A 1,665-nucleotide genomic window follows, 5' to 3' on the forward strand; every position below is an offset into this window, starting at 1 on the left:
GTGTGGGTAGAGTAAATATCCCTGATTTAGATGTAGATGAATACACATACACCATAATATTTAAAGAAAACAACAATTACACAGAATCCAACAACAACGTGAATTTCATCGTCCAAAAACTAGGAACAACAATCAATGTTAACTTACCAAATAATGCTACTTATGGTGAAAACTCCACTATTAATGGTAATATCACTGATGCTAATGGTAACCTAATAAACGGAACATACAACATCACAGTAACTGTTAATGGTGTAGATTATAATGTAGGTGTTATTGATGGTGTTTGGAGTTTAACAATACCTAATACAAGTGTAGGAATAGCTAATGTAGATATATTTTTCCCTGGAAACAATAACTACAACGATGCAACAATAGCTGCTAACTATACTGTTGCTCCAAAGAATCTTGGAACTAAAATAACAATAACTTCAACAAGAAACGGTAATAAAATTACTTACAAAATCACACTCAAAGACAATCAAGGAAACATATTAGCTAACCAGAATCTCAGTTTAACTATTGCAGGTAAAATTGTAAGTCTTAGAACAAATAGTCAAGGAATTGCACAGTACACATTTACTGCAACTAAAGCAGGAAACTATCAAGCAAATGCAGCTTTCAACGGTTTAAACACTGGAAATATAATATATGCTTCTTCAAGTGGAAAATCCAACACAATAAAAATAACAAAAGCCAACATAAAAGTCTATAAAACAATTCCAAGCGCTAAAAAAATAAAATCCAAAGGCAAAATCTACAAAGTATACAGCAAAATCTACTATATCAAAAACTACGGCGAACTAACAGGATCTAAAACCTACACAAAATACTTTAAAAAAGGCCTTATTTTAAGCAAAATCAGCAAAACAAAGAACATAAAAACAAGCTACAACAAAACCAAAAAAATCCTAAAAATCAAGGTCTTAAACCTTGCATTTGGAAAAATAGCTAAAATCAAATTGAAAACATACAAAAGAATCACATAAAAAAACTTTTAATAAAAATCTAAAGTTAAAAATATGTGTATTATAAAAATCTAAAAAAAAACTTTTAAAAAGAGAGAATTATAACTTAATTTTTTCCATTCTCTCATATTTTTATTATTATTTTGATAGTTGTATATAATTATAAAATGATAAAAGGAGATGTTCATAAAATGGGAGATAAAGTTTATGGGATTTTCAAACTAAAAAGAGATGAAAACAACAAAATCATTAAAGAATCATTATACATCCACAGCGTCGACTTCAACACTATTGAAAATATTTTCAGTATTGAAAAAAACGGATTCAACAATGAAAACCATCTAATTAGAGAACTAACAAAAGAAGAAATAAAAGAACATAAAATAAAAATAAAAAATTAATATTTAATATACAAAATATACAAGAATTTTCTAAAATAAGGGTCAGCCAAAATTCCATATTGGCTTTTCAAAATCTTAGGAAAATCCTTTGTTTAGCAAAAGAAGAAACTTTTTTTGAAAAAAGCTATTTTTGGCCGACCCTCTAAAGTTGAAAAATCTCTGATTTTTTTTATAGTCCTGAAAATAAAGTTTATAAGTAATGATATTTTTTAAAAACTTTTATATTCATTTATTTCTCAATCTAAATAATTATAATGTATATTTTTTTAATAATAAAATTATTAAAGATTATTTTA

The 1,665-nt window shown here is 26.4% G+C and carries 2 protein-coding genes; both read left to right on the top strand.

Going from position 1 to position 1,665, the window contains the following annotated elements; genetic code table 11:
• On the top strand, nt 1-989 hold a 989-nt coding region (locus tag MBCUT_RS00550), incomplete at its 5' end, for an Ig-like domain-containing protein (protein WP_169805334.1).
• Nucleotides 990-1,135: 146 nt separating this feature from the next.
• Nucleotides 1,136-1,369, top strand: coding sequence for a hypothetical protein (locus MBCUT_RS00555; protein WP_169805335.1), 234 nt, complete (start codon nt 1,136-1,138; stop codon nt 1,367-1,369).
• The last annotated feature ends 296 nt before the right edge of the window (nt 1,370-1,665 follow it).

The sequence above is a fragment of the Methanobrevibacter cuticularis genome (assembly GCF_001639285.1).
Taxonomy (GTDB): domain Archaea; phylum Methanobacteriota; class Methanobacteria; order Methanobacteriales; family Methanobacteriaceae; genus Methanobaculum; species Methanobaculum cuticulare.

What these genes read in the sequence shown, in the direction of transcription:
- MBCUT_RS00555 (WP_169805335.1), top strand. Translation starts at nt 1,136, where the DNA reads ATGATAAAAGGAGATGTTCATAAAATGGGAGATAAAGTTTATGGGATT.